Below are 23,608 nucleotides of genomic sequence, written 5' to 3'. Positions count from 1 at the left end.
TTTGCGATGAACGTTGCTGTGGCAAAGACCGGAAACGGCCGCGCGGTGAGCGATCTGTTCGCCAGCGCCGAAGGCCGTCTGCCGGGTTCGCCTTCCGTGATCGCTGTGCGCCGCGAGGCGTTCGAGACCTATGAGCGTCTCGGCCTGCCGCACCGCCGGATCGAGGAATGGAAATACACCGATCTGCGCGCGCTGGTCGGCGAGGTGTTGCCGCTGGCGGCTGCGCCCAATGCGGCTGCGTTGAAGCGCGCTGCGGAGGCGGTGAAGGCGCACGCGATTGGAGGCGCCCCCAAGCTGGTGCTGGTCGACGGCGTGTTCGCGGCCGATTTGTCGGACCTGAAGGAACTCGGCTCCGAGGTGAGCGTCAAGACGCTGCGTGAGGTGCTGGAGAACAAGGCCAATCCCGCCGCTGCCGATCTCCTGCAGACCATTTCAAGCGACGCCGTGATCTCGCTCAATGCGGCGATGGCGACTGACGGCGTGGTGATCTCGGTCGCTGATGGCGCGCAGCCGTCCGCCCCCGTCCAACTTATTCATGTCGCGACCGCATCTTCGGCCTCATCGTTCACGCGCTCGCATCTGCGTATCGGCAAGGGCGCCCGGGCGACGATCATTGAAAGCTTCGTCGCGGCTGGAAAGACGAGCGCCTACCAGGTCAACGACGCGGTGATCCTCTGGGTCGGCGACAACGCCGATGTCGCTCATATCCGCCTGATGGACGATTCGCCGGATGCGGTGAACATCACCTCGCAGTTCGTCACGGTCGGTGCGAACACGAAGCTCAATTTCTTCAACATGACCACCGGTGCTGCGGTCAGCCGCCTGCAAGGCTTCATCACGCTGGCGGGCGAAGGCAGCGAGCTTTCCGTCAACGGCGTGAACCTGTTGCAGAAGACCGAACATGGCGATACGACGTTGGTCGTCGACCATGCCGTGCCGAACTGCGTCAGTCGGGAAGTTTTCCGCGCCGTGATCGACGACCGCGCCCATTCGGTGTTCCAGGGCCGCATCATCGTTCGGCCCGATGCACAGAAGACCGACGGCAAGATGATGATCCGTGCGCTGCTGCTCTCGGACGAGGCGGAAGCCGACAACAAGCCCGAACTCGAGATCTTCGCTGACGACGTCTCCTGCGGCCATGGCGCCACCGCCGGCGCGCTCGACGACAGTCTGCTGTTCTATCTGAAGGCGCGCGGCCTGCCCGAGAAGCAGGCCCAGGCGCTGCTGATCCAGGCCTTCGTGGGCGAGGCGATCGAGCAGATCGCCGACGATGATCTGCGCGAGCACGTGATCGGGATTGCCGAGCGCTGGCTGGAGCGGCGCCAATGAGCACGCATCCGGCAGTCAAGAACGGCTCTTACGACGTCGCGCGCGTGCGCCAGGATTTTCCGGCGCTGGCCATGCAGATCTATGGCAAGCCGCTGGTCTATCTCGATAACGCGGCTTCCGCGCAGAAGCCGAGTGCCGTGCTCGATCGCATGACGCAGGCCTACACCTCCGAATACGCCAACGTGCACCGCGGCCTGCATTACCTCGCCAACGCCGCGACCGAAGCCTATGAGGGCGGCCGCACCAAGGTGGCGCAGTTCATCAACGCTGCCCGGACCGAGGAAGTGATCTTCACCCGCAATGCGACCGAGGCAATCAATCTCGTCGCCTCGTCCTGGGGTGAACCGAACATCAAAGAAGGCGACGAGATCGTCATCTCGATCATGGAGCACCACTCCAACATCGTGCCCTGGCATTTCCTCAGGGAACGCCATGGTGCCGTGATCAAATGGGCGCCCGTCGACGACGAGGGCAATTTCCTCATCGAGGAATTCGAGAAGCTGCTGACATCGAAGACCAAGCTGGTCGCGATCACGCAGATGTCGAATGCGCTCGGCACCATCGTCCCGGTCAAGGACGTCGTGAAGATCGCGCACGCCCGCGGCATCCCCGTGCTGGTCGACGGCAGCCAGGGCGCCGTGCATCTGCCCGTCGACGTCCAGGACCTTGGCTGCGACTTCTACGTCTTCACCGGCCATAAAGTCTACGGTCCGACCGGCATCGGCGTGCTCTGGGCCAAGTACGACCACCTCGTCGCGATGCGCCCGTTCAACGGCGGCGGCGAGATGATCCGCGAGGTCTCGCGCGACATCGTCACCTACGGCGATCCCCCGCACAAATTCGAGGCCGGCACGCCGGCGATCGTCGAGGCGGTCGGGCTTGGCGCCGCCATCGACTACGTCAATTCGATCGGCAAGGAGCGTATCGCCGCGCACGAGCACGATCTCGTCACCTACGCCCAGGACAAGCTGCGCGAGATCAACTCGCTGCGGCTGATCGGCACGGCGCGGGGCAAGGGCCCGGTGATCTCTTTTGAGCTCAAGGGCGCCCACGCCCATGACGTCGCCACCGTGATCGACCGCCAGGGCATCGCGGTGCGCGCCGGCACCCATTGCGTGATGCCGCTTTTAGAGCGGTTCAACGTCACAGCCACATGCCGGGCGTCGTTCGGCATGTATAATACGCGGGAAGAAGTCGATCATCTGGCACAGGCGCTGCTGAAAGCGCGGGATTTGTTCGCATGAGTGACACGGCAGAAATCAAAGCCAATCCGATGGAAACCCAGTCGGCGCTGCCGCCTGAGGAGACCGAGCGTCTCACCACCGAGATCATCGCCGGGCTCAAGACCGTGTTCGACCCGGAAATCCCGGCCGATATCTACGAGCTCGGCCTGATCTACAAGGTCGAGATCAAGGACGATCGCTCGGTCGACGTGCAAATGACCCTGACGACGCCGAATTGTCCGGCCGCCGGCGAGCTTCCGACGATGGTCGAGAACGCGGTTGCCAGCGTCCCCGGCGTCGGCGTGGTCGACGTCAAGGTGGTCTGGGAGCCGGCCTGGACGCCGGAACGCATGAGCGACGAGGCCCGCCTCGTGCTCAACATGTGGTGACGCGTAATCTTGGCTTTAGATACTCGTTAGATCCTTGTTGGATCCTTGGCATTGAATTCGCTCGGCAACGGACCACATTATTGACATGACACAGATATCGTCGGGCTCGACACCAGCATCCACTCCAAAGCCGCGGCGGCCCCGCCCGCAGGTGATGCGGCTGACGGACGCTGCTGCCCAGCGCATCAGCGAGCTGACCCAGCGGGCCGATTCCGAGATCGTGGGCCTGCGCGTCGGCGTCAAGAACGGCGGCTGTGCCGGTCAGTCCTACACCGTCGAATACGCCCATGATGTCCGCCCGACCGACGAGGTCGTCGAGGACAAGGGCGTCAAGATCCTGGTCGATCCGAAGGCTGTGCTGTTCCTGCTCGGCACCGAGATGGACTACAAGGCCGACAAGATGCAGGCCCAGTTCGTCTTCAACAACCCCAACCAGATCTCCGCCTGCGGCTGCGGTGAGTCGGTCGAGCTGCGCCCGGCGCAGATCGACGGGTAGTTTTTCCGTCATTGCGAGGAGCACTTGCGACGAAGCAATCCAGACTGTCTCCGCGTCGACAGCCTGGATTGCTTCGCTTCGCTCGCAATGACGGCGGTGGTATGAACGCGCTGGGCTGCTCGCCCCGGGAATCCTGCCATGGACCGCGAATTCCTGATCGACCTGTTCGCCGATTTCGGCCCCGTCGCCATCCGGAAAATGTTCTCCGGCTACGGCATCTCCGCCGACGGCGTCAACTTCGCGCTGTCTCTGCGCGCCGGCCTATTCTTTCGCGCCGACGAGATGACCATCCCGGACTTTGAAGCGGAAGGCTCGAAGCCGTTCCAATACTCGACCCGCGCCAAGACCGTGGTGGTGAACTCCTATTGGGAGCTGCCGGCCCGCCTGTTCGACGATTCCGCGGAACTCGCGCAATGGGCGAGGGCCGCGCTCGCCGCCGCCCAGCGCGCCAAGGTGAAGAAGCGGCCCAAGGCCAAGAAGACACCGAAGAAGGCGGCGAACAAGCCGGCCAAGAAGGTCGCCAAGCCTGCGAAAGCGCCGAAGAAAGTCGGCAAGAAGAGCCCGGCCCGCAAGCGCGCCACGCGAAGGGCTTGAGGTTCAATCCACGGCCTTGGTCAGACCAACCCGCATGTCCTTGGCAGTGAAGACGCAGGTGCCGTCGGCAAGCACGCGACCGTCGGCAATTCCGAGCACCAGCTTGCCGCGCCGGACCATCCGCATGGCGACCTCGTAGCGCACGCATCGTGTGTCCGGTGTAACCTCGCCCGTGCACGCGACCTCGCCGACGCCGATCGCGCGGCCCTTGCCCGGCGAGCCCGACCATCCCAGCCAGTAGCCGACCATCTGCCACATGGCATCCAGCCCCAGAGACGCTGGCATCGTGGCATCGCCGCGATAGTGGCAATCGAAGAACCAATGGCCCGGCGCGATGTCGAGCTCGCCGACGATATGGCCCTTGCCGAACTCGCCGCCGTCCAGGCTGATCTCCGTGATGCGATCCATCATCAGCATCGGCGGCGCCGGCAATTGCGCATTGCCCGGGCCGAAATAGCCGCCCTCGCTCGATCTCAGCAGGTCGTCCCTGGTGTAGGACGGTTGCGGCGTGTGAAAATCATGCGGGTTGGGCAAGACGACAAGTCCTCCGGATGCGCGCAGTCGGACGCCTCAAGACGGCGAGGGAGATGTCGTTCGTCAGGCCAGAATGTCAAGCGCAGGTGGCGGCGCGCAGCTTCGGCGTCACGCCACCCGGTTGTGCGTCTCGACCGCGAATTCCGGATCGGCCTCGCAGATCACGCGGTTGCGGCCGTTGCGTTTGGCGGCGTAGAGGCAGGCATCCGCGCGTTCGATCAGCGCGTCGGTGTCGTCGCCCTGCTTGAGCATGGAGACGCCGACGGAGATGGTGACGCGGCCGAGGATTTCGCCGGTGGACTTCTTTTTCAGTTCCTTGGCCATCACCGCGCGGCGGATGTGATCGGCCACCGTGAGGGCCTGGCGCAGCGCGGTGTTGGGCAGCACGACCGCGAATTCCTCGCCGCCATAGCGCGCGGTGATGTCCTGGCCCTTGATGGTCTGCTTCAGCGACAGGCCGACCAGCCGCAGCACCTGGTCGCCTGTGAGATGGCCGTAGGAATCGTTGAACGACTTGAAATGATCGATGTCGACCAGCAGCAGCGACAGCGGCTCGCCGGAGGCGAGCGCGCCTTGCACGGCCATGTCGATCATGCGATCGAAATATTTGCGGTTGCCGAGCCCCGTCAGCGGATCGGTCAGGCTCTCGGCGCGGATCGCCTCCAGGCTCTGCTGGAGGTTGCTGATCTCGCTCTTCGACAGCGTCAGCCGGTCTTCCAGCGCTTTGTTGGTCTCGCGCATCTCGCTGGTCGAATGCAGCAGCGTCTCGACGATCGACTTGAGCTGCTCGCGGCTCTCGGCCGATGAGAGCTTTTCGGTCGCGCCCGACAGGCTGGCATCGTAGGAGCCGGTCATCCCGAGCGCGTCACCGAGTACCTTCATCACGTCGTCGATCTCGCCGATGACGCGCGCGCCGACCTTGTCGATGCGGTCGGTGGTCTTGATGTGGGAGAGGTAGGTCTCGTAGATCTGATCGAGATCGGCTTCGGTCAGCTTGCCGCTCCGCGCCAGTGTCTCGTTGATGATCTTGTTGAGCGGGGCGTTGTAGCCGGTGGCGTAGACGAACCAGATCTCGTAATTGCGGGGAATTGCCGTCTGTCGTAGCGATCGGATCTGACCGAGCGCTACCTCGGCGAACGCCATCGTGCGTTCGTGTTCGTCGAGCACCTTGACCACGGAACATACCCCACAGCGATCGGCGTGCCGTCGACCGCAGCAATACTTAAATTATGTTCGTAGGCTAACGGACGATCGTGAACGCCCCGTAAATATACGTCCACGAATACGTCCAAAAAAGTGCGCGCAGCTTTATTTCAACCAAAGCCGGGCGCACATCGGGCTTCAGGCGCCGGCTGGGGAGCGAACCGGACGCAGCAGAAAGGCCGGCAGATGCGAGTGGTCGCCCGGCTCGCTGTCGGCCTCGCGTTGGCGGCGCGGCTCGGGACGGCCGATCGACGGCACATGCGACGGATTGGCCTGCTGGCGCGCACCGTCACGCGGCTCGGATGATGGCTTGGCTTCGCGCGGAGGCCTGGCTTCACGCGAAGGTCTGGCTTCACGCGAAGATCTGGCTTCACGTGGAGGCCTGGCCTCGCGCGCGGGCCGTGCTTCGGAAGCGGGCCTTGCTTCGGAAGCCAACCTTGCCTCGGGAGCGGACCGTGCTTCGGCTGAAGGCTGTGCCTCGCCACGCGCTTCGCGCGGCTCCTGGCTGCGCTCACGATCGCGACCGCGTTGCGGCTTGCCGCGTCCGCCGCGTGAACGTTCACGGCCGCGCTGCTCGCGCGGACGCTCGCTCGCATCGGAAGCATCGGTGCGGACTTCGAAATCGCCTTCGGCGCGCGGAATGCTCTGGCCGATCAGCTTCTCGATCGCCACCATCGACTTCTGGTCGGGCGGCGTGACGAGCGAGATCGCCATGCCGGACCGGCCTGCGCGACCGGTGCGGCCGACGCGGTGGACATAGTCGTCGGGATGGTGGGGAACGTCGAAATTGAAGACGTGGCTGACCTCGGGGATGTCGAGGCCGCGGGCGGCGACGTCGGACGCGACCAGCAGCGGCAGCTCGCCCTTGCGGAACTGTTCGAGCGCCGCCGTGCGGGCCGACTGATCCATGTCGCCGTGCAGCGCGCCGACGCTGAAGCCGTGCTTTTGCAGCGATTTGTGAACGACGGCGACATCGCGCTTGCGATTGCAGAAGATGATCGCGTTCTGGAGATCCTTGGCCTCGCGGAGCAGTCGGCGAAGCAGCTCGCGCTTCTCGTGCGCCTCGCGCCCGGCCGGGACCTGACACTGCGTAACGGTGACAGCGGTGGTGGCGGGCTTCGATACCTCGATCTTCTGCGGATTGTGCAGGAAGGTCTCGGTGATGCGCCGGATCTCCGGCGGCATGGTCGCGGTGAAGAACAGGGTCTGCCGCGTGAACGGGACGAGCTTGCAGACGCGCTCGATGTCGGGAATGAAGCCCATGTCCAGCATGCGGTCGGCTTCGTCGATGACGAGCAGCTCGACGCCGGTGAGCAGCAGGCCGCCGCGCTCCGTGTGGTCGAGCAGGCGGCCGGGAGTGGCGATCAGCACATCGACACCGCGCGTCAGCTTGGCATCCTGGTCGCCGAAGGAAACGCCGCCGATCAGGAGGGCGACGTTGAGTTTCTGGCCCACGCCGTAACGGTCGAAGTTTTCCTTCACCTGCGCCGCGAGTTCGCGGGTCGGCTCAAGGATCAGCGTGCGCGGCATGCGCGCCCGGGCGCGGCCCTTTTCGAGAATGGTGAGCATCGGCAGCACGAAGGCCGCGGTCTTGCCGGTGCCGGTCTGGGCGATGCCGAGAACGTCCTTGCGAGCGAGGACGTGAGGGATCGCCTGTTCCTGAATGGGGGTGGGGGTGGTGTAACCGGTGGCCGCCACTGCGGCGAGGACTTTTTCGGATAGTCCGAGATGGGTAAAAGACATTGAGCCTCTGGTCGAAACCGCCGTTCGGATTCGAGGGTAATAAGGCTGTCGCGTTCCACCCCAAAACGGCGCGCTCTCAAAGAAGCTGGGGGTGCTGACTCACGCGAACAAAGCGCCAAGCTCAGGAATCGCTCTTCGATACCGAGCCGCGTCGACCCGGAACATAGGCGGGAATCGGCCAAAGTCAATGGAGCAGCCGCGGGAAGACCCTAAAAAACCTGAGGTTTTCGCTCAAATAGCGGGCGAGGCTGCGGTTTTCGGGCCAATCCAGCGGTCGGCCGGAGCTGCCCAAACGTCGGCTAACGCCCTTCCGGACCCTGGGCGCGGAAGTCGCCGGGGGCCATCCCATAGGCGGCGTTGAAGACCCTGTAATAGGTCGCGAGGCTGTCGAAGCCGCAGGCGGTCGCGATGTCGGCGATCAGCCGGTCCGGGGCTTCGCGCATTAGGCGGCGGCTCTGGTTCAGGCGTTCCTCCGTCACGGTTTGCGAAAAACTCTTGGCTGCGCCTTCGAACAGCATGTGCAGGTGACGGACCGACACGCCGAGACGGTCGGCCACCATCGTTGGCGCCATATCCGGGTCTTGCAGGTGACGCGCGATCAGGCGCCGTGCCAGCGAGAGCCGGGCGATCCGCAGCGCGGCCTGCCCGAGGCGGCTGCCGGGCCGCAGGATGCCGCGCTCGATCAGTGCCAGATGGGCTAAAGCCTGGACGAGGGGGGCGGCATCGGCGGCGCCGTCATCACCCGCGGCAACCGTACCGAGATCGGCAAAGCAGGCGTCGAGCAGGGGCGCCAGGGTGGAATCGTCGAACGTCCGGGGCGCAAGCTCGCGCACGCGCTTGTCCTGCGTGGAGAGGCCGCTCACGGGAATCTTCAGGATCCGCAGGTGGAAGCCTCCCGCGCCCAGCGGCGCGGCGCGATAGGGCTGGTCGGTATGGCTGGTGGCGAAGCTGCCATTGGCGATCGTGAAGTCGCTGCCGCGCATGCCGCCGAACCAGGCGCCGCTGCCGAGCTGCTGATAGATGCAGAGGCTGTCGCCCGGCGCGTCAGCGATGTCGGTCATGCTGCGCTCGACCGTGTAATGCGAAGCCTTCAGCTCGACGAGGCCGGCTCCGCCAAGCTGACACAGCGAGAATTCGCCGAAGAAGTCCGCGCGGCGTTCGCGCTCGAGTTCGGCGGTGACGCCGAACAGGCCCTTGGCGCGCACCTCGCGCCAAAAGTCGAAGCGGTCGTGCGGCTCGACCTCGTCGGTGCACCAGCGATACACGGCGTCCCCTCGCTTCCAGCGGAATTGCCCACAAGAATTGACCGAGAAAAAGCAAATTCCGGTGGCATCTACCATAGGCTAGACGACAGACCTGAGTCCTCAGGGCTGTTGAACCAGCGCTATGGCTGGGCCGACTATCACATCAACGACGCGGTTCCCATGAACCGCTGTTCGAAGGAACCGGCGTGGGCCGTTCTTGAGGGATTTTCGATGACACGTCGGCTTTTCAGAGTACTGGCAGCGCTTGGCCTCGCGGCCGGCCTCAGCGGTTTCGCGCTTCCCGCCTGTGCCGAGAAGCGCGTCGCGCTCGTCGTCGGCAACAACGACTACAGGAACGTTCCGAAGCTGCTCAAGGCGGTCAACGACGCCCGCACCATGGGCGATACGCTGAAGCAGCTCGGATTCTCGGTGATGGTCGCCGAAAACCAGAGCCGGCAGCAGTTTTCGGAGACGCTGCTCGCGTTCGATCGGACGATCGAGCCCGGCGACACCGCATTCTTCTTCTATGCCGGCCACGGCTTCGAAATCGCAGGCCAGAACTATCTGCTGCCCACGGACGTGCCGGCGGCGACGGAAGGGCAGGAAGAGCTGGTGCGTGACGCCTCAATCCTGGCCGATCGCATCGTCGAGCGCCTCCAGAACAAGAAGGCGCGAACCTCGATCCTGGTGTTCGATGCCTGCCGCAACAACCCGTTCGAGCGCAAGGGTACCCGCGCCGTCTCCGGTGGTGGCGGGCTTGCCCCGATGGTACAGCTGCCCGAAGGCGTGTTCTCGGTCTTCTCGGCGGGCCCGCGCCAGACCGCGCTCGATCGCCTCTCCAACGATGACGCCAATCCCAATTCGGTGTTCACGCGCACCTTCGCCAAGGAGCTGCTCCAGCCCGGTGAGAACCTCGTGCAAGTGGCGCAGCGTACGCGCCGTCTCGTTGCCGAGATGGCCGACACCGTCAAGCACAGGCAGGTGCCGGTCTATTTCGATCAGATGGTCGACGACGTTTTCCTCAGCGGCATCGCCAAGGATGCCGCGGCGCGCCCGGCCGATCCGCCGGCGCAGAAGCTCGCGGCGCTGCCACCGGTCTCGGTGCCGCGCGTGCCGAAGGAGGAGACCACCAACGCGCCGATCGCGAGCTTCTCGCGTCACAATGGCGGCTGGAGCGTGGTGTTCTCCTTCGCCGATCCGACGCTCGGCGTTTCCTGGCGCATGGCCGGCAATGGCGACTTCCGCGAAACCGGCTTCATCGATACGCTCGACCCGCGCACGCGCAAGAGGATGCCGAACCCCTCGATCGAATTGCCGCCGGACGCGCAGGCCGGCACCATCGAGGTCCGCTATGTCGACCAGTCCGGTGACATGCAGGGCCCGTTCCCGATCAGGTTCGATCCCGAAGCCGCGCTGATCCGCGACCAGCGCAAGATCCTCGACATGACCGCGACGAGCTGGCTGTCATTCCGCGAGTTCAACGGGCTGCTGGTCTACTACACGCACCTCGTGTCCTACCGCTGCGCCATCCGCGAGGTGCGCATCGGCATCGACACCGCCGTTCCGAACCAAGTCTTGAAGATGCCGGGCTGCGACATGCGCGACCCCAGCGCGATCAGCGCCGGCATGCCGCTCTACATGAAGCTCGCGCCGGCAACGCAGTTCATCTCGGTGGAGCTGACCTACCGCGACGGCAGCGTGTCGGAGATCAAGAGCTTCCGCAGCGCGAACCGCAGCAACAACTGATGAAGCGGGCGAAGGCGTCGCGCACGCTTTTGCCACCCGCTTCCTGATGAAGCGCTTGAGCTTGTCCTACTCCTCGTAAGGATAACCGTTGTGTTCGATGCGCACCGGCGCAAGCGGCGGCCTGCGCGGTGCGATCATGATCAAGACGAAAAGCACGTTGATCAGGATCCAGACGCCGAGCAGTATGAGGATTGTCTGCACTGCAATTTCCTGAATGAGTCGGAATTGACAGCAAGGCTAACGGCCATTCACAACTGCGGCAAATGAATCTTGCTTGCTGCAGTGCACGCAAACCTTGACCCGTAATGAGGACCCGGCCGTGAACCCCAATACGTCGCCGCATCCCCATGGCTCCTCGGTGAAGGTCCGCTGTTGCATCGTTGGCGGTGGACCGGCCGGCATGATGCTCGGCTATCTCCTTGGGCGCGCCGGCATCGATGTCGTGGTGCTGGAGAAGCATGCGGATTTCTTCCGCGACTTCCGCGGCGACACCGTGCATCCCTCGACGCTCGAGGTGATGGACGAGCTCGGTCTGATCGACGGATTCCTGAAGTTGCCGCATCAGCGTTTGCAAAAGATGGACGGCCTGTTCGGCGGTACCCCCGTTCGCATCGCCGATCTCAGCCGCCTCCGCACCAAGTACCCCTTCATTGCCTTTATGCCGCAATGGGATTTCCTGAATTTCCTGCGCGAGGCCGGCCAGCGCTTCGCCTCGCTGAAGGTGATGATGAACACGGAAGCGGTCGATCTGATCCGCCGCGGCGAGACCATCGCCGGCGTGCGGGCGAATACGCCTGATGGCATCGTGGACATCGAAGCCGATCTCACCATCGCCTGTGACGGCCGGCATTCGACCGTGCGAGAGCATTCCGGCCTCGAGGTCGAGGAGATCGGCGCGCCAATGGACGTGCTGTGGTTTCGCGTTGGCCGCAAGGCGCACGAGACCGAGAACGTGTTCGCGCGCGTCGAGCCCGGCAAGATGATGATCACCTTCGACCGCGGCGACTATTGGCAATGCGCCTATGTCATCGCCAAGGGACAATACGACGCGGTGAAGGCGAGGGGATTGCAGGCGCTGCTCGACGACGTCGTTCGCATGGCGCCGATCCTGAAGAGCGGCATTGCCGATGTGAAGAGCTTCGACGATTTCAAACTGCTGACCGTCGCAATCAACCGCCTGAAGCGGTGGACGCAGCCAGGCCTGCTTCTCATCGGCGATGCCGCACATGCGATGTCGCCGGTCGGCGGCGTCGGCGTCAATCTCGCCGTGCAGGATGCGGTCGCGACCGCAAATTTGCTGGCGGAGAAGCTGCAAAACGGCTGCCCGTCGGAGGAGGAGCTCGATGCCGTGCGCCGTCGCCGCGAATTCCCGGTGAAGATGACGCAGCGAATGCAGATGATCGTGCAGAACAACATCATCAGTGGCGCCTTGCAGGGCGGCGACCGGCCGCTGAAAGTGCCGCTGATCGTGCGCCTCATCACCGCGGTGCCGTGGCTCCAGGGTATTCCGGCGCGCCTGCTCGCGCTTGGCGTCCGGCCCGAGCACGTGCAGTCGAAGGCTGTGCCGGCATCGTAGCGCAAGGACCCGGTAGGGATAACGCCGCGTTAAATCGCGCTCGGCGCGTGGCCTGCGTGCAACAGCGCAAACGGATTGAAGGCGCACTGCTTGCCAATCCGACTTCTTAACTGTCTTGATTCAAATTTGAGTAAGAACTGCGTGTGAGCGTGCACCCATCAAAGAACACGGGGTGTACCATGCGTAACAAGTTGATTGCCGCCTTCGCCTGCACGACCGCACTGGTTTCGACCGGCGCCGCTTCCGCCGCCGATCTCGGTTCGCGTTACACGAAGGCGCCCGCCTATGCGGAGCCGCTGTTCAACTGGACCGGCTTCTATGTCGGCGGCCACATCGGCGGCGCATGGACCAACGAGCAGTTCATCAACAACGGGACCGGCGCGCCGTTCGGCGATCTGACCCCGGGGCAGGGCTACCGTCAGCGCAACTCCGGCATCCTGGGTGGCGCCCAGATCGGCTACAACTGGCAGGCCAACAACTACGTGTTCGGTATGGAAGGCACGATCTCGGGCCTCGACAACAAGGGCTCGTTCCTGAACACCGCGTTTGGCGCCGGTGACGACGTGTTCTCCTGGCGCGCCAATGTGCTTGCCACCGTCGTCGGTCGCGCGGGCTTCGCCGTGCAGAACAACCTGTTCTACATCAAGGGCGGCTATGCCGGCGTGAACAACCGTCTGTCGGTCACCGACACCGTCGGCGTGGCTACCGGTTCTGGCGGTCAGACCCATTGGGCCAACGGCTGGACCGTCGGTGCCGGTTGGGAATACGGCATCACCCGCAACTGGATCGTCGGCCTCGAATACAACTACGCAGCCTTCACCAGCCAGACCTATCAACTTGGCGGCACGTCGGGCAATTACAGCTTCGATGCCAAGCCGCGCGACCTCCAGTGGGCCGTCGTGCGCGCCAGCTACAAGTTCGACGCGCCTGTCATCGCCCGCTACTGAGTGGGTCAACGAACGACCAAGCAACCATAAAAGACAATCACTGCCCAAATTCAAAAGCCCCGGCATTGTCCGGGGCTTCTTTTTTGTGTGCAGGTTTCTGGCGTACGGCCTACGCCATCACCGAGAACCCGCCATCGACGGGGATCGCGGTGCCGGTGACGAAGTTGGAGGCGGACGAGGCAAGGAACACGGTGATGCCGGCGAAGTCGTCGATGTCGCCCCACCGCCCCGCCGGCGTGCGTGCCAGCACCCGCTCGTGCAATCCCGATACCTGCTGCCGCGCACCGCGGGTCAGGTCGGTGTCGATCCAGCCGGGAAGGATGGCATTGACCTGGATGTTGTCGGGCGCCCACGCATTGGCGCAGGCGCGCGTGTACTGAACGATGCCGCCCTTGCTCGCCGCATAGGCCGTTGCGAAGCTCGCGCCGAAGATCGACATCATCGAGCCGATGTTGATCACCTTGCCGTTGCCGGACGCCTTCAGCGCGGGATAGGCCAGCTTCGAGCATAGGAAGGCGCTGGTGAGGTTGGTGTTGATCACCGTATTCCATTCGTCGAGCTCGAGCTCGTGCGGCGGCTTGCGGATGCTCATGCCGGCATTGTTGATGAGGATGTCGATGCGGCCGAGATCCCCGACGACACGCTCGACCATCGCGGCGATGGCAGCCTTGTCGGTAACGTCGGTGGGAACACTGATCGCCTTCACACCGCGTTGACTGAGGTCGGCGATGGCGGCGGCAGATTTGGTTTCGTTGCGTCCGACCACGGCGATGTTGGCGCCGGCATCGGCGAGGCCACGGGCCATGCCGAGCCCGATGCCGCCATTGCCTCCCGTGACGATCGCGACCTTGCCGCGGAGATCGAACCGACTGGTTGTCATGCTGCTATTCCCTGGTTTCTTCTATTGGTTGCTCTGCCAGATCAGCACCAGCCCGAAGCCCGCCATGGCTGCGCCATAGCCGGCCCATTGCAACTGGTTGACCATGAAGCTCGATCGCGGCCACGCGACGGTGCCCGTGCCCTGTCCGATCCAGAGCAGCCCGACGGCAAGGGCAAACAGGCCTGCTACAAGCAGAAATCTGCGCATGCATTCCTCCCCATGGGACCGCTTCTGTCGTGACGCGGCATGACCATTGCCGCGGCCCGAAAACTTGGCGGGAGACTAGCCGTAGCCGTGGTTCGGATACAATGGCCGCTGATGCAGGCCGCAGGGCGGATGCATGTCCATACGCAAGGTCCGCTGAAGCACCGTACAACGAAAAAGCCCCGGACGATGCCGGGGCTTTGACGTCTGAACTTGCGTTCGGATCAGTACTTCGCGACGACCGGACCGGTCCAGTTGAAGCGGTAGACCAGCGAGGTGGAAATCGTCTGGTTCCAGCTGTTGGCGCGGATGTCGCGGCCGACGACGACGTTGCCAGCATCGAACAGTTCGTTCTGGGTCTTGGCGTTGTAGAAGGCCGAGCGATATTCGGTCTTCATGAACCAGCCGGGCGACTGGATGCCGAAGATGTTCAGGTTGTTCTCGACGCCGCCGCCGATGAACCAGCCATTGCGGTTGTAGCTGTTGAGATGGATACCGGCGGGCACGCCGGCCAGGGTCATGAAGTTGGTCTGGCCGAAGTGAGCGCCCGAGTAACCGCCGTTGACGTAGGAGAGAACGTTCGGAGCGACCAGCCAGCCGAGGCGGACACCAGCGGCCCAGGAATCTTCCAGCTTCTGGTTGCCGGTGATGCCAGCGATCGGATCCTGAATGGTAGCACGGATGCTGCCGAACTGACCGTCAGCGAACACGCCGGCGACCCAGGTGCCGCTGAACTGCCAGTCGTAGCCGAGACCGACGGTGCCGAACCAGCCCGAGCCACCCTGGCGCTGATCGATCGTCAGGGGAACTGCGCCGACCGTGGTCTGCACGCGCTGGTCAGCGGCAGAGAGGCCGCCGCCGGCGCCGCCGAAGAGGTAGAAGCCGGTCCAGCTGGCGACGGGAGCCGCCATCGGCGCCTTCACGTAGGGACGGGCGCCAAGGTCAGCGGCCGAGGCCGAACCGGTCATCGCGGCAACCGCGGTCAGTGCGAGCAAAATCTTCTTCATCTTAAAATCCCCAAGCTTTGGTCTGTCTGGAAGGCGCGAGCGCACTGAAGTCCGTGTGATCTGATGTCCCGGACTATACCTGCTTCTCTCCGAAATGCTGTTGCAGAGCAGGCACAGTCGCCGGGAAACGCCGCACGGCAGGGATTCTGAGCACCGTCGTGGAAATTTGAAATAGGCTTGTATTATCAATGTATTACGTCGAATTTTGCGATTTGTATTTTGGTAACTTCTCGTTAGTAAATCCGGCTTTGTCCGAAATGGAGGCAATCCTGCATCAGCCCGGCTGGGTGAGTCGTTGGCCGAGTCACGATGCGACGAGGCAGGGAATCACCGAAGTCGAGGCGAACCGTTGGCAGGATCGGCGGGCAGGGTCGTCGGGAAATGGCGCTTGTCGTCCCCAAAAACAAAAGAGCCCCGGGATTCATGCCGGGGCTCTTGATGGGATGCGACCGGGCAGCACCTGCGGATCAGACGTCCAGCAGGTCGTCATTGGCGAATTCGGCCTTGTCCGAGATGAACGCGAAGCGCGCTTCGGCCTTGGTGCCCATCAGCCGCTCCACCGAATCCGCCGTGGTATCGCGGTCGTCAGCGAGCAGAACCACTTTCAGCATGGTCCGCTTGGCCGGATCCATGGTGGTTTCCTTGAGCTGCGCCGGCATCATTTCGCCGAGGCCTTTGAAGCGATTGACCTCGACCTTGGCGTTGGCGTTGAACTCGCTCTTGATCAGCGCTGCCTTGTGCGCGTCATCACGGGCGTAGACGGACTTCGTGCCGTTGGTCAGCTTGTAGAGCGGCGGCACGGCGAGGAAGAGATGGCCTTCGTCGATCAGCCGCGGCATCTGGCGATAGAAGAAGGTGATCAGCAGTGAAGCGATGTGGGCACCGTCGACATCGGCGTCGGTCATGATGATGATGCGCTGATAGCGCAGATCCTCCTCGCGATACTGCGCGAGCATCCCGCAGCCGATCGCCTGCACGAGGTCGGCGAGCTGCGTGTTCGCCGTCAGCTTGTCCTTGCCGGCGGACGCGACGTTGAGGATCTTGCCGCGCAGCGGCAGCACGGCCTGGGTTTTGCGGTCGCGCGCCTGCTTGGCACTGCCGCCGGCCGAGTCTCCCTCGACGATGAAGAGTTCTGAGCCGTCCAAACCCGCATCGCTGCAATCGGCGAGCTTGCCCGGCAGGCGCAGCTTCTTGCCGGCGGTCTTGCGCGCGGTCTCCTTCTCCTGCCGGCGGCGCAGCCGCTCCTCGGCGCGGTCGACGACGAAGTCGAGCAGCCTGTTGGCCTGGTTCGGATTGCCCGACAGCCAATGGTCGAACGGATCCTTCATCGCCTGTTCGACGATGCGCTGCGCTTCGGCGGTGGCGAGACGGTCCTTGGTCTGGCCCTGGAATTCAGGCTCGCGGACGAACACCGAGAGCATCACGGCTGCACCCACCATCACGTCTTCAGACGTAATGGACGACGCGCGCTTGCCCTGGCCGACGCGTTCGGCGTGGTCCTTGAGGCCGCGCAGCAGCGCGCTGCGCAGGCCGGATTCGTGCGTGCCGCCGTCAGGCGTCGGCACGGTGTTGGTGTAGGAGGACAGGAAGCCGTCGGCATCCGCGGTCCAGGCGACCGCCCATTCGCAGGCGCCATGCGCGCCGTTGCGGCCCGATTTGCCGGAGAAGATGTCGGGATGCACCAGCGTGTCGGCATGGATCGCGGCCGCCAGATAATCCTTGAGGCCGCCGGGAAAGTGGAACGTCGCTTCCGCCGGAACGTCGTCGACGCCCTTGAGCAGTTCGGGCGCGCAATTCCAGCGGATCTCGACACCGCCGAACAGATACGCCTTCGAACGCGTCATCTTGAACAGGCGCTGCGGCTTGAAGGCTGCCTTCGCACCGAAGATGTCGGTGTCCGGCTTGAAGCGCACGCGGGTTCCGCGGCGGTTGTTGATCTTGCCGAGATCCTCGAGCTTGCCCTTCGGGTGGCCGCGCTCGAACGTCATGCGGTAGAGTTTCTGGCTGCGCGCGACCTCGACCTCGAGCAGCGAGGAGAGGGCGTTCACCACGGAGATGCCGACGCCGTGCAGGCCGCCCGAGGTCTCGTAAACCTTGGAGTCGAACTTGCCGCCCGAGTGCAGCGTGCACATGATGACTTCGAGCGCCGACTTCTTCGGGAATTTTGGATGCGGATCGATCGGGATGCCGCGGCCGTTGTCTGCGACGGTCAAGAAGCCGTCCGCGCTCAACTCGACTCCGATGAAGGTCGCATGCCCTGCGAGCGCCTCGTCCATCGAGTTGTCGATGACTTCGGCGAAGAGGTGATGCAGCGCCTTCTCGTCGGTGCCGCCGATATACATGCCGGGCCGGCGGCGCACCGGTTCCAGACCTTCGAGGACCTCGATGTCGGCTGCGGTGTAGTCGGCCTCGGCACCGCCTGCGCGCGGGATCGCCTTGGCGGCGCGGGGCTTCGGCTCATCGCCGCCGAAAAAATCGTCTTTTGCTTTGGGCTTCAACTGCTTGGACATATATCTTTATGCGTTTTGAGGGCCGCATGAGCGGCGAATCGGTTGGGCCGACTATGCCACTTCTGACCTGGAAAGGTTATCGCAGGGCGGGCCGGGCGGTGTGGTTGGGAGCCAATCCCGGCGATTTTACGCCGCAGCCCCATCAATTCCCGGCAATGTGACGTTCCGGTCCGGCCTGGACCGGACTTTGTGACTTGATGTCACACAAGTCCTTGGCTTACCAGTCCTTTTCATCGAGCAGCACCTTCGGGCAGGGCGGAAAGGCTATTTTGAATGGAGCAGTTTGCGCACGCGCTGGCCGATTTCGTGCGCTCTCACCAGACATGGGCAGCTCCCATCGTGTTCGTGCTCGCCTTCGGGGAGTCGCTCGCCTTCATCTCGCTGCTGATCCCGGCCTGGGGCGCGTTGGTCGCGATCGGCGCGCTGATCGGCGCGAGCGGCATCAGCTTCTATCCGGTCTGGATCGCCGGCGGCATCGGCGCGGCGCTGGGCGACTGGGTCTCCTACTGGTTCGGCTACCGCTACAAGGAGAAGGTCGCCCAGATGTGGCCGCTCTCGCGCTATCCGGAACTCCTGCCCCGGGGTGAGGCCTTCGTGCGCAGCTGGGGCGTGCCGAGCATCTTCATCGGCCGCTTCTTCGGTCCCTTGCGTGCCTCCGTGCCGCTCGCAGCCGGCATTTTCGAGATGCCCTATTGGAGCTTCCAGGCCGCCAATTTCGTCTCGGCGCTGATCTGGTCGGCGGCGCTCCTGCTGTTCGGGGACGTGATCGCCAAGATCATGGAATGGATCTGGCGCGTGGTGTGACGTCCGAACCTTGACGCGAACCGCAACTGGCCCTATAGCCCCGCGCCATGATCAACGCCGCGACCATTTTGTTCGCCCGTCGCCGCCGCCGCTCTTTAGCGGTTTGGGCGGTCGATCGCGTTTGAGATCATCGTCTTTGCCGCTGGATCCGATCCGCGGCATTCTCTCTCCTGTCAGTGCGATCTGATCCGGCGGCCACCAAGGAGGCCAGCAGGAGACTACGATGTACACGCCACCCTTTTTCAAGCAGGACCGCGCCGCGAGCCTGAAATTCGCCGACACGCGCGGCTTCGGCACCATCTGCGCCTTCGACGGCCACAAGCCGGTCGCCTCGCCAATTCCGTTCTACTTGACCTATGCCGCCGACGGCACGCCGCAGGCCGCCTTTCACGTTGCCCGTCACAATCCGCTGCTAAAGCTTGCGGACGGGACGACCTCCTGGCTGCTCGCGATCAACGGCCCCGATGCTTACGTGTCGCCGGACTGGTACGTCTCGCCGGATCAGGTGCCGACCTGGCTGTACCAGTCGGTCCATCTGACCGGGCCGGTGCGGTTGTTATCGGATGGTGAACTGGCCGTGCAGATCGACACGCTCAGCGACAAGTTCGAGAGCTGGCTGTTGCCGAAGAAGCCGTGGACCTCAGGCAAGATGACTGCCGGGCGGCTCGAGGCGCTGAAGAAGGGAATCGTGGGTCTGGTCATGACGGTTGAAGAGGTCGAAGGCAGCTTCAAGCTCAATCAGCACAAGTCCGAAGCCGACTATATGGCGATCGCCAACGCGCTTGGCGCGCAAGCCCATGCTGACGCCAAGGCGATCGCGCAACTGATGCAGGACGTAAGGCCGGAGGCCTTCGCGGCCGAAACCAACAAGCTCGAAAGGAGCGTACCATGAGCCTCGCGGACACCACCAAAGCCCCGACCACATGCGTCACCAAGAAGCCCGCCAGTGTCTTCGTCGACGGTGGCTCCGGCACCACCGGGCTTGGCATCAACGAGCGGCTGAAGCTGCAGAACGACGTGGTCGTGAAGACGATCGCCGACGACAAGCGCAAGGATCCCGCGGCCAAGAAGGCGCTGATGGAGGAGGTTGACCTCGTCATCCTCTGCCTGCCGGACGACGCTGCCAGGGAGACGGTTGCGCTCATCGACAGCATGGGGCCGTCAGGCCCGAAGGTGCTGGATGCCTCGACCGCGTACCGGGTCGCGCCCGATTGGGCCTATGGCTTTCCGGAACTGACGCCGGATCAGGCCGGCAAGATCAAGGCTGCGAAGAAGGTCTCCAATCCCGGCTGCTATCCGACCGGCGCGATCGCGCTGCTGCGACCGATCGTCGATGCCGGCCTGCTGCCTGCGGACTATCCCGTCACCGTCAATGCGGTGAGCGGCTATTCCGGCGGCGGCAAGTCGATGATCGCGAGTTTCGAGGACGGCAGCGCGCCCTCGTTCGAGCTCTACGGCCTTGGCTTCGAGCACAAGCATCTGCCGGAGATGCAGCTCTATTCGAACCTGACCCGGCGGCCGATCTTCATCCCGTCCGTCGGCAATTTCCGGCAGGGCATGCTGGTCTCGGTGCCGCTCCAGCTCGACACGCTGCCCGGCAAGCCCAGCGGCGCCGATCTCCAGGCCGCACTGGCCAAGCGTTACGCCAGCTCGAAATACGTCTCGGCGATGCCGCTTCAGAACGAAGCGACCAAGGCAGGCAAGCTTGAGCCGGAAGGGCTCAACGAGACCAACATGCTCGAGCTCTACGTCTTCGCCAGCGACAAACATCACCAGGCGGTGCTGGTCGCCCGGCTCGACAATCTCGGCAAGGGCGCGTCCGGCGCGTCCGTGCAGAACATGCGGCTGATGCTGGGCCTTGCCGAGGAGTAGCCGATCAGCGTTGCCTGCCAGACCGGTCCGGTGGACGAAGCGACGCTGCAATTTTCTACTCCGGCAAGACGATCCTGCGATGCCTGAAAGGAAACGTGTGATGAGTTCGAAGAGAATCGGCATTCTCGGCGCGTCCGGCTACACCGGCGCCGATGCGGTGCGCCTGCTGGCGCGGCATCCGAATGCGGAAATCACGGCACTCACCGCCAACACCCATGCCGGCAAAGCCATGAGCGAGGTGTTTCCGCATTTCTTCATGCTGGATTTGCCCCAACTCGTGGAATGGGAAAAGGTCGACTGGACCAAGCTCGACGCGGTGTTCTGCGGACTGCCGCACGGCACCACGCAGCAGATCATCGCGGCCGTGCTGAAGGCCAACCCGAAGATCAAGGTCCTCGACATGTCCGCCGATTTCCGGCTGCGCGACAAGGAAACCTACGCGCAGTGGTACGGCCACGAACATCAGGCGCTCGCGTTGCAAGGCGAAGCCGTCTACGGCCTGACCGAATTCTATCGGGAGAAGATTACCGCGGCGCGGCTGGTCGCCTGTCCCGGCTGCTATCCGACGGCAGCGTTGTTGGCGCTGGTGCCACTGGCGAAAGCAAAACTGATCGACGTCGATGACATCCTGATCGACGCCAAGTCAGGCGTCACCGGCGCCGGACGCGGCCTGAAGCAGAACACGCTGTTCAGCGAGGCGGGCGAGGGGATTTCGCCGTATTCGGTCGGCACGCACCGGCATGCGCCGGAGATCGAACAAGAGATCGGCGTCGCGGCGGGCGCGCGCGTGACCGTCAATTTCACGCCGCATCTCATACCGATGTCGCGGGGCGAACTCTGCACGTCCTACGTCAAGCTCAACGGCGCGACGCCGGACGATTTGCGGGCCACGCTCGCGCAAGCCTACGCGAACGAGCCGTTCGTGCATGTCGTCAAGAAGGGCGTGCTGCCGCAGACCCAGAACGTACGCGGCTCGAACTATGTGCAGATCGGCGTCATCGCCGACCGGATCAAGAACCGCGCCATCGTGATCTCGGTGCTCGACAATCTGGTGAAGGGCTCGGCCGGTCAGGCGATCCAGAACATGAACCTGATGTTCGGATTCCCCGAGACCGCTGGACTGGAGCAGATCGCGCTGTTTCCCTGATCGGAGTGGTTGCCGTGGACGAAGGGACTCTGCAATTCTATCGCAGCAACGCCCGGTCCTATGCGGACTGGGCGAAGGCGCCCTCGACGCGACTGCGAGGCTTTCTCGCTCTGCTGCCGTCCGGCGGCTCGATCCTCGAGCTCGGCTGTGGCGCCGGCAATCATTCGGCGGTGATGCTGGCCGAAGGTTTTTCGGTGCGCGCCACCGACGGCTCGCCTGAGATGGCCGAGATCGCGTCGCAGCGGCTCGGTCATGCGGTCGAGGCGATGCGGTTCGACCAGCTTGACGCGCACGAGGCCTATGACGGCGTCTGGGCCAGCGCCTGTCTCCTGCACGTGCCGCGCGACGAACTCGCCGGCATCCTGGCGCGGATTCATCGCGCGCTCAGGCCGTCAGGCGTGTTCTATGCCAGCTACAAGATGGGCGAGGGCGACAGCCGGGACAGTCTCGGGCGCTATTACAATTATGCGTCGCCAGAATGGCTCGAGGCGACTTACGCCAGCGCAGGTCCATGGATCACGCTGTCGTCGGACAGGAACGTGATCCAGAGCTTTGACGAGACGCCGGCGAACATGCTGCATCTCGTCGTTCGCAAGGCCTGATCTAGAACAACGAGGCCTGATCTCAAACCACCTTGAAGATCGCTACGGCGAGCACGGCCTGCGCGATGAAGCCGATGGTGAAGGCCAGCGCGCGGAATATCGGGATCCCGAGCGCATAGACGATCGGATGCGCTGACGAGTAGGAGCAACATTCGCTGCTCGTCATGGCCGGGCTTATCCCGGGCATGACGGTTGCGAGACGCTTCCTCAGTACTTCGCGATGATCGGGCCGCCAAATTTGTAGTTGATGCGGGCGGTGATCAAATCGACGTCCTGGCCGATGCGGTCGGTGCGTGAGAACGTGCCGACCGGCGTCAGCGCGCCGTTGGAGGTGAGCGTGACGTCGTGACGGCCCATGAACAGATGGTCGTATTCGAGGCCGACCGACCAGTTCGGGGCGAAGCCGTATTCGATGCCGATGCCGACCGTGCCGCCCCAGCGGGTGTCGTCGGCACGATCGAACTCGGCTCCGGCCAGACCACCCGTTCCGATACCGCGGTAGCGATCGCGGGTGACGGCGGCGCCGCCCTTCACGTAAAGCAGTGCGTTATTCCAGGCGTAGCCGACCTGGCCGGTGAACAGGCCGAAAGCATCGACGCGGGTGCGGTTCGCGACGCCGGCTACGGTGCTGGTGTTCCGGCCCGAGAGATCGGCCCAGTCGCCCTGTGCTTCGAGGCCGAACACGAAGGCGCTGCTCTGCCAGCGATAACCGATCTGGCCGCCGGCGACGGCGCCCGTTGCGTCATGGCAGCCTTCCGCAACGCCGGGCGCGAAACCAACAGTCTGGTCCCAGCAATTGCGTGACGAGCCATAGCCGCCGTTGGCACCAATGTAGAAGCCGCTCCAATCATAGATCGCCGCGATCATCGGCGGCGCCTTGGTGTAGGGACGGGCGGCGAGATCTGCGGCACTGGCCTGGGTCGCGACGGCTGCGAGCGAGAGGCCGGCGAGCGCGGTTGCAATCTTCCAATTCATGTTTGCCCCGAATCATCAATGCGATGGGCAAATATACCTGTGGATGGGCGATCCTTCGTGTGCACCCAGGATCGCATCCCTGTTTTTTGTTGCACTGTCATCCTTTGGCAACACCGGCGGCCGGGGCAGGCTTTCGAGGATTTCCCCCCCTTTGTTGCAGGCGCTAAGCCATCGGAGGTGCGATCAAACCACCTTGAAGATCGCGACGGCCAGCACAGCCTGCGCGATGAAGCCGACGGTGAAGGCCACCGTGCGGAACACCGGGATCCCGAGCGCATAGACGATCAGATGCGCGACGCGCGACCAGAAATAGACGGCGCAAGCAAGCGCCGTCCATTTCGAGGAGTAGTCGATTGCGTTCAGGATCAGCACCAGCGGCGCGAACAGCACGAGGTTCTCGACGGCGTTGTCATGCGCGAACATCAGGCGGTTCGCCCATTCCGATTGCGGCTTGTCGGTGCGCGAGGGATTGGCCATCGCGCCACCGAGACCGCGAATCTGGCAGCGGTTGATGGTGTAGGGAATCCAGAGGATTCCGGTCAGGGCCACCGTCAGTGTCAGCCAGAACAATTCACGCGTCATA

Annotated in this window: 24 protein-coding genes and 1 pseudogene; 13 read left to right on the top strand and 12 right to left on the bottom strand. The window is 63.8% G+C overall.

Translation table 11 applies throughout. The features are described from left to right. The first annotated feature begins 6 nt into the window (after positions 1–6). The 5 genes from sufD (at position 7) to AC0L20_RS00305 (ending at position 4,031) form a co-directional block, all read left to right on the top strand. Positions 7–1,329: a Fe-S cluster assembly protein SufD gene (gene sufD, locus AC0L20_RS00325; RefSeq protein ID WP_473286897.1), complete on the top strand. Its 1,323-nt coding sequence runs from the start codon at positions 7–9 to the stop codon at positions 1,327–1,329. Further along, positions 1,326–2,573 carry a cysteine desulfurase gene (locus AC0L20_RS00320; RefSeq protein WP_247408656.1) on the top strand — a complete coding sequence of 416 codons (1,248 nt, stop codon included), beginning with the start codon at positions 1,326–1,328 and terminating at the stop codon, positions 2,571–2,573. The genes sufD and AC0L20_RS00320 overlap by 4 nt, the downstream gene beginning before the upstream one ends. Further along, on the top strand, positions 2,570–2,941 hold the full coding sequence (locus tag AC0L20_RS00315) for an SUF system Fe-S cluster assembly protein (RefSeq protein ID WP_007591551.1): 372 nt from the start codon (positions 2,570–2,572) through the stop codon (positions 2,939–2,941). Before AC0L20_RS00320 ends, AC0L20_RS00315 begins: the two co-directional genes overlap by 4 nt. Before the next feature lie 85 nt (positions 2,942–3,026). Next, entirely contained in the window at positions 3,027–3,437 is a 411-nt protein-coding gene (locus tag AC0L20_RS00310; RefSeq protein ID WP_007609828.1) for a HesB/IscA family protein, read from the top strand. A gap of 138 nt (positions 3,438–3,575) precedes the next feature. Next, a complete protein-coding gene (locus AC0L20_RS00305) occupies positions 3,576–4,031 on the top strand; it encodes a TfoX/Sxy family protein (protein ID WP_473286895.1) in 456 nt (151 codons plus the stop codon). 3 nt (positions 4,032–4,034) lie between these two features. Here the strand turns inward: AC0L20_RS00305 and fabA are convergent, their stop codons facing one another. From fabA to AC0L20_RS00285, 4 genes are all read right to left on the bottom strand, one after another. Then, on the bottom strand, positions 4,035–4,565 hold the full coding sequence (gene fabA, locus AC0L20_RS00300) for a bifunctional 3-hydroxydecanoyl-ACP dehydratase/trans-2-decenoyl-ACP isomerase (RefSeq protein WP_473286892.1): 531 nt from the start codon (positions 4,563–4,565) through the stop codon (positions 4,035–4,037). 108 nt (positions 4,566–4,673) lie between these two features. Next, positions 4,674–5,741 (bottom strand): GGDEF domain-containing protein, encoded by a 1,068-nt coding sequence (locus tag AC0L20_RS00295; RefSeq protein ID WP_473286889.1) that lies wholly within the window; start codon positions 5,739–5,741, stop codon positions 4,674–4,676. A gap of 165 nt (positions 5,742–5,906) precedes the next feature. Further along, on the bottom strand, positions 5,907–7,511 hold the full coding sequence (locus tag AC0L20_RS00290; RefSeq protein ID WP_456764492.1) for a DEAD/DEAH box helicase: 1,605 nt from the start codon (positions 7,509–7,511) through the stop codon (positions 5,907–5,909). Between the two features lie 299 nt (positions 7,512–7,810). Continuing rightward, positions 7,811–8,776, bottom strand: coding sequence for an AraC family transcriptional regulator (locus AC0L20_RS00285; protein ID WP_473286886.1), 966 nt, complete (start codon positions 8,774–8,776; stop codon positions 7,811–7,813). Between the two features lie 210 nt (positions 8,777–8,986). On the opposite strand from AC0L20_RS00285, the gene AC0L20_RS00280 reads away from it, so the two are divergent. Continuing rightward, entirely contained in the window at positions 8,987–10,501 is a 1,515-nt protein-coding gene (locus tag AC0L20_RS00280; protein ID WP_473286884.1) for a caspase family protein, read from the top strand. Positions 10,502–10,567: 66 nt separating this feature from the next. Here the strand turns inward: AC0L20_RS00280 and AC0L20_RS00275 are convergent, their stop codons facing one another. After that, positions 10,568–10,702, bottom strand: a complete 135-nt coding sequence (locus tag AC0L20_RS00275; RefSeq protein ID WP_456764490.1) for a hypothetical protein — start codon at positions 10,700–10,702, stop codon at positions 10,568–10,570. 118 nt (positions 10,703–10,820) lie between these two features. On the opposite strand from AC0L20_RS00275, the gene AC0L20_RS00270 reads away from it, so the two are divergent. Next, positions 10,821–12,077: an FAD-dependent oxidoreductase gene (locus AC0L20_RS00270; RefSeq protein ID WP_473286881.1), complete on the top strand. Its 1,257-nt coding sequence runs from the start codon at positions 10,821–10,823 to the stop codon at positions 12,075–12,077. Between the two features lie 179 nt (positions 12,078–12,256). Beyond that, positions 12,257–13,024 (top strand): outer membrane protein, encoded by a 768-nt coding sequence (locus AC0L20_RS00265; protein ID WP_473286879.1) that lies wholly within the window; start codon positions 12,257–12,259, stop codon positions 13,022–13,024. Between the two features lie 109 nt (positions 13,025–13,133). Here AC0L20_RS00265 and AC0L20_RS00260 read toward each other — a convergent pair whose 3' ends face one another. The 4 genes from AC0L20_RS00260 to parE all read right to left on the bottom strand — a co-directional run bounded on the left by AC0L20_RS00260 (position 13,134) and on the right by parE (position 17,625). Beyond that, a complete protein-coding gene (locus AC0L20_RS00260; protein ID WP_473286876.1) occupies positions 13,134–13,904 on the bottom strand; it encodes an SDR family NAD(P)-dependent oxidoreductase in 771 nt (256 codons plus the stop codon). A 21-nt stretch (positions 13,905–13,925) separates the two neighbouring features. Continuing rightward, positions 13,926–14,111, bottom strand: a complete 186-nt coding sequence (locus AC0L20_RS00255; RefSeq protein WP_007591540.1) for a hypothetical protein — start codon at positions 14,109–14,111, stop codon at positions 13,926–13,928. A 221-nt stretch (positions 14,112–14,332) separates the two neighbouring features. Next, positions 14,333–15,115 (bottom strand): outer membrane protein, encoded by a 783-nt coding sequence (locus tag AC0L20_RS00250; RefSeq protein ID WP_473286874.1) that lies wholly within the window; start codon positions 15,113–15,115, stop codon positions 14,333–14,335. 467 nt (positions 15,116–15,582) lie between these two features. After that, entirely contained in the window at positions 15,583–17,625 is a 2,043-nt protein-coding gene (gene parE, locus AC0L20_RS00245; RefSeq protein WP_473286870.1) for a DNA topoisomerase IV subunit B, read from the bottom strand. A 273-nt stretch (positions 17,626–17,898) separates the two neighbouring features. Between parE and AC0L20_RS00240 the strand changes: the two genes are divergently transcribed. From AC0L20_RS00240 to AC0L20_RS00220, 5 genes are all read left to right on the top strand, one after another. Continuing rightward, positions 17,899–18,429 carry a DedA family protein gene (locus tag AC0L20_RS00240; RefSeq protein WP_473286866.1) on the top strand — a complete coding sequence of 177 codons (531 nt, stop codon included), beginning with the start codon at positions 17,899–17,901 and terminating at the stop codon, positions 18,427–18,429. Positions 18,430–18,652: 223 nt separating this feature from the next. Next, positions 18,653–19,321 carry an FMN-binding negative transcriptional regulator gene (locus tag AC0L20_RS00235; RefSeq protein WP_473286863.1) on the top strand — a complete coding sequence of 223 codons (669 nt, stop codon included), beginning with the start codon at positions 18,653–18,655 and terminating at the stop codon, positions 19,319–19,321. Beyond that, positions 19,318–20,301 (top strand): N-acetyl-gamma-glutamyl-phosphate reductase, encoded by a 984-nt coding sequence (gene argC, locus AC0L20_RS00230; RefSeq protein WP_473286860.1) that lies wholly within the window; start codon positions 19,318–19,320, stop codon positions 20,299–20,301. Before AC0L20_RS00235 ends, argC (AC0L20_RS00230) begins: the two co-directional genes overlap by 4 nt. A 100-nt stretch (positions 20,302–20,401) precedes the next feature. Then, positions 20,402–21,448 (top strand): N-acetyl-gamma-glutamyl-phosphate reductase, encoded by a 1,047-nt coding sequence (argC, locus tag AC0L20_RS00225; RefSeq protein ID WP_473286857.1) that lies wholly within the window; start codon positions 20,402–20,404, stop codon positions 21,446–21,448. A gap of 14 nt (positions 21,449–21,462) precedes the next feature. Beyond that, positions 21,463–22,050: a class I SAM-dependent methyltransferase gene (locus AC0L20_RS00220; RefSeq protein ID WP_473286854.1), complete on the top strand. Its 588-nt coding sequence runs from the start codon at positions 21,463–21,465 to the stop codon at positions 22,048–22,050. A gap of 22 nt (positions 22,051–22,072) precedes the next feature. Here AC0L20_RS00220 and AC0L20_RS00215 read toward each other — a convergent pair. From AC0L20_RS00215 to AC0L20_RS00205, 3 genes and pseudogenes are all read right to left on the bottom strand, one after another. Then, positions 22,073–22,183: pseudogene (locus tag AC0L20_RS00215) on the bottom strand (MAPEG family protein); the annotation flags it as partial. A gap of 74 nt (positions 22,184–22,257) precedes the next feature. Continuing rightward, the gene (locus AC0L20_RS00210) at positions 22,258–23,025 is read right to left on the bottom strand and encodes an outer membrane protein (protein ID WP_473286852.1); all 768 of its coding nucleotides are present in this window, start codon (positions 23,023–23,025) and stop codon (positions 22,258–22,260) included. 183 nt (positions 23,026–23,208) lie between these two features. Further along, positions 23,209–23,607, bottom strand: coding sequence for an MAPEG family protein (locus AC0L20_RS00205; RefSeq protein WP_473286848.1), 399 nt, complete (start codon positions 23,605–23,607; stop codon positions 23,209–23,211). Position 23,608: the final 1 nt, after the last annotated feature.

This window comes from Bradyrhizobium sp. Kon58, assembly GCF_055807455.1.
This window is presented reverse-complemented; position numbering and strand designations above follow the sequence as displayed.

What these genes read in the sequence shown, in the direction of transcription:
- AC0L20_RS00310 (WP_007609828.1), top strand. Translation starts at nt 3,027, where the DNA reads ATGACACAGATATCGTCGGGCTCGACACCAGCATCCACTCCAAAGCCG.
- AC0L20_RS00290 (WP_456764492.1), bottom strand. Translation starts at nt 7,511, where the DNA reads ATGTCTTTTACCCATCTCGGACTATCCGAAAAAGTCCTCGCCGCAGTG.
- parE (WP_473286870.1), bottom strand. Translation starts at nt 17,625, where the DNA reads ATGTCCAAGCAGTTGAAGCCCAAAGCAAAAGACGATTTTTTCGGCGGC.
- sufD (WP_473286897.1), top strand. Translation starts at nt 7, where the DNA reads ATGAACGTTGCTGTGGCAAAGACCGGAAACGGCCGCGCGGTGAGCGAT.
- AC0L20_RS00320 (WP_247408656.1), top strand. Translation starts at nt 1,326, where the DNA reads ATGAGCACGCATCCGGCAGTCAAGAACGGCTCTTACGACGTCGCGCGC.
- AC0L20_RS00255 (WP_007591540.1), bottom strand. Translation starts at nt 14,111, where the DNA reads ATGCGCAGATTTCTGCTTGTAGCAGGCCTGTTTGCCCTTGCCGTCGGG.
- AC0L20_RS00205 (WP_473286848.1), bottom strand. Translation starts at nt 23,607, where the DNA reads ATGACGCGTGAATTGTTCTGGCTGACACTGACGGTGGCCCTGACCGGA.
- AC0L20_RS00235 (WP_473286863.1), top strand. Translation starts at nt 18,653, where the DNA reads ATGTACACGCCACCCTTTTTCAAGCAGGACCGCGCCGCGAGCCTGAAA.
- AC0L20_RS00210 (WP_473286852.1), bottom strand. Translation starts at nt 23,025, where the DNA reads ATGAATTGGAAGATTGCAACCGCGCTCGCCGGCCTCTCGCTCGCAGCC.
- AC0L20_RS00250 (WP_473286874.1), bottom strand. Translation starts at nt 15,115, where the DNA reads ATGAAGAAGATTTTGCTCGCACTGACCGCGGTTGCCGCGATGACCGGT.
- AC0L20_RS00260 (WP_473286876.1), bottom strand. Translation starts at nt 13,904, where the DNA reads ATGACAACCAGTCGGTTCGATCTCCGCGGCAAGGTCGCGATCGTCACG.
- AC0L20_RS00280 (WP_473286884.1), top strand. Translation starts at nt 8,987, where the DNA reads ATGACACGTCGGCTTTTCAGAGTACTGGCAGCGCTTGGCCTCGCGGCC.
- argC (WP_473286860.1), top strand. Translation starts at nt 19,318, where the DNA reads ATGAGCCTCGCGGACACCACCAAAGCCCCGACCACATGCGTCACCAAG.
- AC0L20_RS00265 (WP_473286879.1), top strand. Translation starts at nt 12,257, where the DNA reads ATGCGTAACAAGTTGATTGCCGCCTTCGCCTGCACGACCGCACTGGTT.
- argC (WP_473286857.1), top strand. Translation starts at nt 20,402, where the DNA reads ATGAGTTCGAAGAGAATCGGCATTCTCGGCGCGTCCGGCTACACCGGC.
- AC0L20_RS00305 (WP_473286895.1), top strand. Translation starts at nt 3,576, where the DNA reads ATGGACCGCGAATTCCTGATCGACCTGTTCGCCGATTTCGGCCCCGTC.
- AC0L20_RS00315 (WP_007591551.1), top strand. Translation starts at nt 2,570, where the DNA reads ATGAGTGACACGGCAGAAATCAAAGCCAATCCGATGGAAACCCAGTCG.
- AC0L20_RS00240 (WP_473286866.1), top strand. Translation starts at nt 17,899, where the DNA reads ATGGAGCAGTTTGCGCACGCGCTGGCCGATTTCGTGCGCTCTCACCAG.